This is a genomic window from Halomonas sp. MES3-P3E, assembly GCF_002836035.1.
GTDB lineage: Bacteria > Pseudomonadota > Gammaproteobacteria > Pseudomonadales > Halomonadaceae > Vreelandella > Vreelandella arctica.
The window spans coordinates 1-7,419 of the sequence record NZ_PJBT01000056.1 but is presented as its reverse complement, the minus strand read 5'-3'; the positions used below and the strand labels follow the sequence as shown (position 1 = coordinate 7,419).

Sequence of the window (7,419 nt, the reverse complement as noted above, 5' to 3'; positions counted from 1 at the left end):
GCGTTACTTACAAGCCCAAGCAAAAATTGAGATGTCACGGGCGCGGCGCCAAAATCACCCCATAGCGCTTATCACAATAGATATTGACCACTTTAAGCGCATCAACGATGAGTATGGCCACGATGTGGGCGATGACGTACTGAAAAACTTCACGCAAATAGTCAGCGACCTGCTTCGCCAAGAAGACTTGCTGTGCCGGGTTGGGGGTGAAGAGTTTGCGGTGTTACTCCCCAACACCGCTATTGAGCAGGCTCAGCAGGTGGCAGAGCGAATTCGTGCCTCTATTGAAGAAGCGACCACCACGGTTGAATATGAAGGTACGCAACAAGCGCTCAACATCACGGCATCACTGGGGGTAACCCCTGTGCTTGCCGAAGAAAAATCGTTAAAGCCTGCGCTCAAAAGAGCGGACATCGGGCTCTATCAAGCGAAAGAAAACGGCCGTAATCAGATCATCATTCACACGCAATAGCGCTTGCACACAGTCTAGCGCTTACCCCACACCACAAAATCGGGGTTAAGCACCTGCTGGGGATTGGCATAGCTTAAAGGCTGATCGTCCAGGGTGACCACTCGCCCACCGGCCTGTTCGACAATCGCTTGAGCAGCGCCGGTATCCCACAAACTGGTGGGGCCAAAACGCGGGTAGACATCCGCTTTACCTTCCGCGATAAAGCACGACTTCAGCGAACTCCCCATGGGTTGAGTTTTATACTCCCCCAGCGCTGCTAACCATGCTGCCATACGCGGGTTCGGGTGCGAACGGCTGCCCAGCACGCGCCAAGGCCGCCCCGCTTGCGGCGGTAATGACGCCTGAATGGCCTGCCACTGCCCATCAGCGCCAACCTTAAAGGCCCCCACGCCTTCAGCGGCTAGATAAGTAAGCTGCAAGGCAGGGGCAACCACCACACCCAACACCGGTTTTCCTTGAGCAATCAAAGCAATATTGACGGTGAACTCATCATTGCGCTTGATAAACTCTTTGGTGCCATCCAACGGGTCGACCAACCAATAAAAGCCCTCAGCGTTAGCGCCGTTAAAGCCTTGGGTATCTTCTTCGGAGAGTACCGGCACCTCAGGGGTAAGCGCCTGCAAGCCACGGGCAATAATCGCGTGGGCCGCTTTATCCGCCTCAGTCAGCGGGCTGTTATCGGCTTTTATTTCTACGCTGAACTCACGACGATAGACCTGCATAATCGCCTCGCCTGCCTCACAGGCTAACTGCTCAATGCTTTTTAGTAATGACTGGGTGATAGTGGGCATTAAGAGAGCGTCTCCATATCAAATGCCACAATTTGGCGCTGCTGGCGGGAAAATTCCACGCCAATTAAGTGGATAGGTTTACCTTGGGCGCGGTATTTATCGGCGTAGCCTTTGGTTTTTATCTGCTCTAGTGCGCTGCCTTCTGGCAACTGCTCCACCACTTTAAATTCGAACAGGTAAAGGTGACCACTGAAATCCACTGTCATATCCACCTTACCGAAATGGCTGGCGTCTTCCACCGTAACGCTTAACCCAAGGGCGGCAAAGTGGCTATAAAAGACACTGGCATAATGACCTTCGTATTGAGCAATAGGATTGTTGCGATACCAATCGTGGGGTAGCCCGGCGTAAAGGGCTTTAAGATGAGTTTCAAGACCGGCTAAATCATGGGCGCGTAAATGTGTAAACAGCGTTTTGCGCTCACGCGCTGAGTTTTCAACACCTAATACCGGCAGTAACGCTTGGTTTAAGCTGGTTTCTACTTCTTGATTAGGAAAGCCTAGGGTATATAACCGATACCCCACCATGGGTTCTTCCACCTGCTTAACGGTTAGATATCCCGTTTGAAATAACAGCGCCTCAGTACCGATATGGTCAACATCAAAACGACCCAGCAGCTCAGCCTCGGTTTCCAGCTGATCTAGTGACGGCGTAAACACCCCGCGTTGTTTTAGAATTTCTACCAACAATGTGGGGGTAGCGCTTTCAAACCAATAGGGGCCAAACTGGCGCTTTTGGAACAGTAGTAGTACATCAAAAGGGTTGTATACAGCGGTCACTTCCTGCCCACCCCAGCGGTAGCCGTTATACCAATGCTTGATTTGAGCACGGTCTAATCCCGGTAACTCAGGAGCGAAGACGCTGTCGATATCCTCATCGGTGTACCCACAAATGGAAGCATAAGGCGCATCCAGCGTAATGTCGTTCAGGTTATTCAGCCCAGAGAACAGGCTCACTTTGCTGAACTTAGAAACACCCGTTAACAGCACAAAGCGTAAATACGGGTCGGCGTCTTTGAGCACGCTGTAAAGGTTTTTCAGCCCTTCACGCAGCTCACGCGCCCGCTCTGGGGCTAAGATATTATCGAGAATTGGTTTATCGTATTCATCAATCAGCACTACCGTACGTTGACCAAACTTCTGGTGAGTGCGGCGAATCAGATCCGAAAAATCATTGGCAATTAGTTTGGGCCGCTCGCTGACAATGCCCAGACGCTCGCGATGCTGAGCCAGCTGATAGCGGATATGGGTATCCAGATCTTCACGACTAGCCAAATGCCCATCGGCAAAGCTAATACGAATCACCGGATGCTCAGTTTGCCAATCCCATTTATCGTGAATATACAGCCCTTCAAACAGCGCTTTGCGGCCTTCAAACAGGCAGCGCAGGGTATCAAGCAACAGGCTTTTGCCGAAGCGACGCGGACGAGAGAGGAAAAAGTATTTCCCCTCTTCCGTTAGACGGTGAATATCGGGTGTTTTATCAACGTAGTAGTAGCCACCTTCACGAATATCCGAGAAGGTCTGAACGCCAATAGGCAATTTGAGCCGGTTTTCAGTTGGCATAGCAACCTCAAAAAACAGGTGAACTGAAAGTCAGCATAACATGCACGGCATTGCTTCCATCCATAGCCACGCTTGGCATTAACTTAGCTTGTGCCACCTAAAAAACCAGCACCGCATTTACGGCACTGCCTGCCCGGTAGGCGCCAAAATCTTGCGCAAGAAATGGCGCGTTCGCTCATCTTTGGGCGCAGTGAACAACTCTTCAGGCGGCGCTTGTTCAACGATCCCACCTTCATCCATAAAGACCACGCGATCCGCCACTTCCCGCGCGAACTGCATTTCATGAGTGACCACGATCATCGTTTGGCGTTCTACCGCCAATTGCTTCATCAGGCTCAAGACCTCTTCCACCCACTGTGGGTCAAGGGACGAAGTGGGCTCATCAAACAGAATTACATCGGCATTGGCCGCCATGGCGCGGCCGATGCCTACCCGCTGCTGCTGGCCGCCAGAAAGTGACGCCGGGTAAGCATCGGCTTTATCCGCCAGGCCGATGCGTTCCAGAATTTCCCTGGCCCGCGCGTGTGCTTTGTCCTTGGGCAGCTTGTCCACCACGATCATCCCCTCGCTGATATTCTCCAGCGCGGTTTTGTTGGCGAACAGGCCGTAGTTCTGAAACACAAACGCCGTGCGGCGGCGCAGTGCCAGAATATCTGCCCGGCTGGCGCGCTGGGTATCCACACTCAGGTCGCCTACCTGCAAGCGTCCGGCGTCCGGCTTTTCAAGGAAATTAATACAGCGCAGCAGCGTCGACTTTCCCGTACCGGAAGGGCCAATGATGACGATGATCTCGCCCTGGGCAAGGCTCAAGTCGATATCGTTAAACACCGTGTGGCCGCCGAAGCGCTTGGTTATGCCTTGCAGCGAAATCATCGTTGGTAGGCCTTATTCAGGTAAATTTCTAACCGACGCTGCCCCCAGGAGAGCACTTCCACGACTGCCCAATAAATCAGCGCCACCAGCAAGAACGCTTCCAAATAGAGAAAGCTGCCCGCCGCCTCTTTTTGCGTCGCGCCCATCAATTCGGTGACGCCTAGCGTGAAAGCCAGCGAAGTTGCCTTGATCATATCGATGAAGTAGTTCATCAACGTTGGCGTTGCCACGCGGGTTGCCTGGGGCAAAATGATACGCCGCATTAACTGCGACTGGGTCATACCGATGGAGAGCGCGGCTTCGGTCTGGCTGCGGTCAATCCCGACAATCGCTGCCCGGATGGACTCGGCCATATAGGCAGAGAAGTGCAGCGTTAGCCCTAGCACCGCAGCGGTGACGCCGGTAATCGCGATCAACGAACTAATCAGCTGCGGCAGGCCGTAGTAGAAAAGAAACAGCTGAACCAGCAACGGCGTACCGCGGAAAAACGAGATAAACAGCAGCGAAAACCCGTTTAACACCGGCACTTTTGATACGCGAACCACCGCCAGCAGGCACGCCAGAATCAGCGCAAAGAACATGGCGATCGTCGCCATTTGAAGCGTGAGCGGCAGATAGCGCAGCAGAACCGGCAACAACCCCCACATATATTCGATATTAAGCATAATAATTAAACATAATAATTAAACATAGATTAGACCGCTTATAAGCAAACGGCCGTGGCAATGCCACGGCCGCGTTAAAACAGAGTAGCCTAAACGTTACGGCTGGGTGATGTCGGTATTAAACCACTTTTCCGATATCTCACGTAGCTCGCCATTCTCACGCAGTTCGGCAAGCGCTGCACCCACGCGGTCGCGCTGCTCGCGGCCCGCTTCGTCATCACGAAACGGTAGCGCGTTCTCAATGGTCGAGAACGGCTGCCCCGCCAGCTCCAAAGGCAAGCCTTTTTCTTTAATGACTTGCGTCGCACTCACGCGATCCATCACAAACGCTTCTACCCGACCCAACGCCACATCCTGCTCAATGTTGGATTCATAGGTACGAATATCGATTTCGTCGGCGTTCGGCTGCTCACGCAGTAACTGTTCGTAGTTGGAACCCAAATTCACCGCCACGCTTTTGCCGGACAGATCCTCAACGCCTTGAATGGAATCATTACCCGCCCGCACCACAACCTGCGCGCCGTCATACACGTAGGACTCAGTAAAAACATATTTGGCTTCGCGCTCAGGGGTGATCGTAATCTGGTTGGCAATGGTATCGATACGCCCAGACTCCAGCATGCCCGCCAGGCCAGAGAAACTAGCGGTCACGAATTCGATCTCATCACCGGTGATCTCACCCACGGCATTCATCACATCAACTTCAAAGCCTTTAAGCTCGTCCTGCTCCACAAACGTAAAGGGGAAATAACCGCCCGACATGCCCACGCGCAGTGTATCGGCGTGGACAGTCGCGGCGAACAACCCGCTAGTAACGCTCAGCGAAAGCGCTGCGAGAGTGGTAGTCAACTTGCGTGGTAGTGGCATGAGTCTGTTTCCTCGTTGGTCGATAGTCCGACGATACGAATAGCCGCATAGAAAGTCATGCGGCATTGATAGTGACCATCTTACCCCTACGACAAAAACGAATAAAAGAATATTAAAGTTAATTTTTATTCTTATTTTGAATATAGCTGATACAGGTGTAATCACAACGGGGAGCAATTGTGTGGCGTATTTTTGCCGTGACGGCTCAATGCGAGAGCGAGGCAGTAACGTGTAAAACCAAGTGCTGTCAAAATTAGCTATTGGCGAGATTTTCAAACAACACTCGCGCATTAGCCCGATAGCATTCCCTGCGTATGCGCGCGTTGCTGCTTGATGGCGTTATCCAAAATATCCAGCAACGCTTGGTAATCTTTGGGCATTGTATTGTTAAGCCCGTAGGTTTCGATTCGGTCGATGGTGGCTTGGGTATCACGGATTAGCGCCTCCAGCTCCAGTGCCACTTGCTCGTGTTCATCAGGGTGCATATTCAACCTTCTCTTAACAAAAAAGTGGTGCAAACGCATTGATCTTAGTGAGCCAACTCCCAGTGTCGTCCCGATGCTTTACTATGGCTATGTATACAATCACCAGAAGCTATATTAGAGGTGCAGCTTCTGGTGACTTATGACTCAAACCCCCAGCCACATATTACTGTGGCTGTTGTGCATATTGTTCCCACACTGCGGCGACCGCATCCTGACTAACATTATCTGCAATTTTGAAAAGACCCGCAGACTCGACTTTTTCTACTGTTTCCAAAAAAGGTAATACAACGTGATAGTGAGCTCGGTTCCAGAAATCATGAATAAAAATACGGGCCTGCTGAGGCTCTTTTGAGTGCTTCAGAATGTGCTGAATGGCTGACATTGTGCAAGCCACGCGAAAGCGACCGTCAACAAGAATAAGATCAAACGACTGGAGATGCTGATGAATGGCTTGACTGTATGCCGGAAAATTTGAAAAGTTCTGCATAGTTAAGGGAAATCCCCACTCCTTCGTCGGGCCAATATCCACAGCCTCTACTTGGCATTTTTCACCCAGCTTTTCTTTCAGCGCATTGACCCACTTAGCATCGCTTTCCACACCTTTTACTGTAAGGCCTTCCTTTACTGCCCATACGGTGGAGCCGCCCGAGCCAAACTCAAAATAGTGTTGTGCTTTTTTTAAGCTTTTCTTGAACAGTTTACGCTCCGCAAGTGACATAAACGGTGCGTCAGGCAATGAAAATACTTGCTGTTCCCGACTTTCTGGCGTTTCACTCACAGGAAAATCTGGGGTTGGCTGTAGCTTAGTCTCAACCACACCCTCTGCAATCAAATACTCTTCTGCTTTTTGTACATCTACTTCCGCCAGCAACTCATAGCTCATGTCACGTATGCCATAGATAGTATGAAGTAAGAAAGCAAGTTTCATACGCTGATTGTATGTCAGCTTTGCCATACGTTGATGACTGGGTAAGAAAACCGCATCAGCACTTTCCAGCTCAGTGGCTTGGCGTTTTTTTGCAGCTACTCTTTCTGGTAAATGACTGATATGACGTGGAGCATTTAAACGATAAAAGCGGAATCCGTTGCGGCTGCCCCAGTGCTGTAGCTCGGCAAGGTTGGGCTGGCGTTCGTGAGTAGCTTGAAAAGCCACTTGAACTTCAATTAAAAGCGTATCCTGTAAAGCGCGTTTTCCGTTTTCTAAAATTGTAGTGGCATCACTCAGCCCGTCTAGTACTAGCCAATCCAAATTGGCTAGACCCTCAATGCTGTCTAAAGCAATAGTATTAATAGGAAGTGTCGTTAATACTTTTGCCCCCATGCGTTTATGAGGGGGTAATTGTTCATCTGGCAGCGGTAGTAAGGTGCTACTTAGGTCTGACTCAAGACACGCATGCAGCGTCAGCGGCTGTCCATCACCCAACAAAGCATGCTGAAATAACTGGATATTTTCATTAGCGGCAAAAATTTCAGGCTTTTTAATTAGACTTTGCGGATCAAATGCCACAATAGCGAAAGCGTTTGTCTTAACCATCAGTGATAGGGCACGATTCCTCAGCGTCTTACTGGCATTATCCAGCACCACGATTTGGCCATTGAATGTCCAATTGAAACCCTTCTCAGGCTCAGGTGGTTTCTCTTCCACCTGTATGTCCAGCAGCTTTTGATCGTCTTCAAACCAAAGCTCGCTATTTTTATTGA

8 protein-coding genes are annotated in these 7,419 nt (G+C 50.6%); 1 reads left to right on the top strand and 7 read right to left on the bottom strand.

The genetic code is table 11. The annotated features are described in order from the left end of the window. Positions 1-472 (top strand): GGDEF domain-containing protein (locus CXF87_RS11135; protein ID WP_157826507.1); only part of this gene is annotated, 472 nt, incomplete at its 5' end. A 14-nt stretch (positions 473-486) separates the two neighbouring features. Here the strand turns inward: CXF87_RS11135 and cysQ are convergent. The 7 genes from cysQ to CXF87_RS11100 form a co-directional block, all read right to left on the bottom strand. Further along, on the bottom strand, positions 487-1,263 hold the full coding sequence (cysQ, locus tag CXF87_RS11130) for a 3'(2'),5'-bisphosphate nucleotidase CysQ (RefSeq protein ID WP_101146686.1): 777 nt from the start codon (positions 1,261-1,263) through the stop codon (positions 487-489). Then, the gene (locus CXF87_RS11125) at positions 1,263-2,828 is read right to left on the bottom strand and encodes an ATP-binding protein (protein ID WP_101146685.1); all 1,566 of its coding nucleotides are present in this window, start codon (positions 2,826-2,828) and stop codon (positions 1,263-1,265) included. The genes cysQ and CXF87_RS11125 overlap by 1 nt, the downstream gene beginning before the upstream one ends. Positions 2,829-2,945: 117 nt before the next feature. Further along, the gene (locus CXF87_RS11120; protein ID WP_101146684.1) at positions 2,946-3,701 is read right to left on the bottom strand and encodes an amino acid ABC transporter ATP-binding protein; all 756 of its coding nucleotides are present in this window, start codon (positions 3,699-3,701) and stop codon (positions 2,946-2,948) included. After that, entirely contained in the window at positions 3,698-4,366 is a 669-nt protein-coding gene (locus tag CXF87_RS11115) for an amino acid ABC transporter permease (RefSeq protein ID WP_101146683.1), read from the bottom strand. The genes CXF87_RS11120 and CXF87_RS11115 overlap by 4 nt, the downstream gene beginning before the upstream one ends. Positions 4,367-4,462: 96 nt before the next feature. Continuing rightward, positions 4,463-5,233 (bottom strand): amino acid ABC transporter substrate-binding protein, encoded by a 771-nt coding sequence (locus tag CXF87_RS11110; protein ID WP_101146682.1) that lies wholly within the window; start codon positions 5,231-5,233, stop codon positions 4,463-4,465. A gap of 290 nt (positions 5,234-5,523) precedes the next feature. Continuing rightward, positions 5,524-5,718: a hypothetical protein gene (locus tag CXF87_RS11105; protein WP_101146681.1), complete on the bottom strand. Its 195-nt coding sequence runs from the start codon at positions 5,716-5,718 to the stop codon at positions 5,524-5,526. A gap of 163 nt (positions 5,719-5,881) precedes the next feature. Beyond that, positions 5,882-7,419, bottom strand: a 1,538-nt coding sequence (locus tag CXF87_RS11100) for a hypothetical protein (RefSeq protein WP_198556058.1), incomplete at its 5' end; no start/stop codon positions are given.

Bases quoted from the DNA above. Each gene is read 5' to 3' on its own strand.
- CXF87_RS11105 (WP_101146681.1), bottom strand. From the start codon at position 5,718: ATGCACCCTGATGAACACGAGCAAGTGGCACTGGAGCTGGAGGCGCTA.
- CXF87_RS11120 (WP_101146684.1), bottom strand. From the start codon at position 3,701: ATGATTTCGCTGCAAGGCATAACCAAGCGCTTCGGCGGCCACACGGTG.
- CXF87_RS11125 (WP_101146685.1), bottom strand. From the start codon at position 2,828: ATGCCAACTGAAAACCGGCTCAAATTGCCTATTGGCGTTCAGACCTTC.
- cysQ (WP_101146686.1), bottom strand. From the start codon at position 1,263: ATGCCCACTATCACCCAGTCATTACTAAAAAGCATTGAGCAGTTAGCC.
- CXF87_RS11110 (WP_101146682.1), bottom strand. From the start codon at position 5,233: ATGCCACTACCACGCAAGTTGACTACCACTCTCGCAGCGCTTTCGCTG.
- CXF87_RS11115 (WP_101146683.1), bottom strand. From the start codon at position 4,366: ATGCTTAATATCGAATATATGTGGGGGTTGTTGCCGGTTCTGCTGCGC.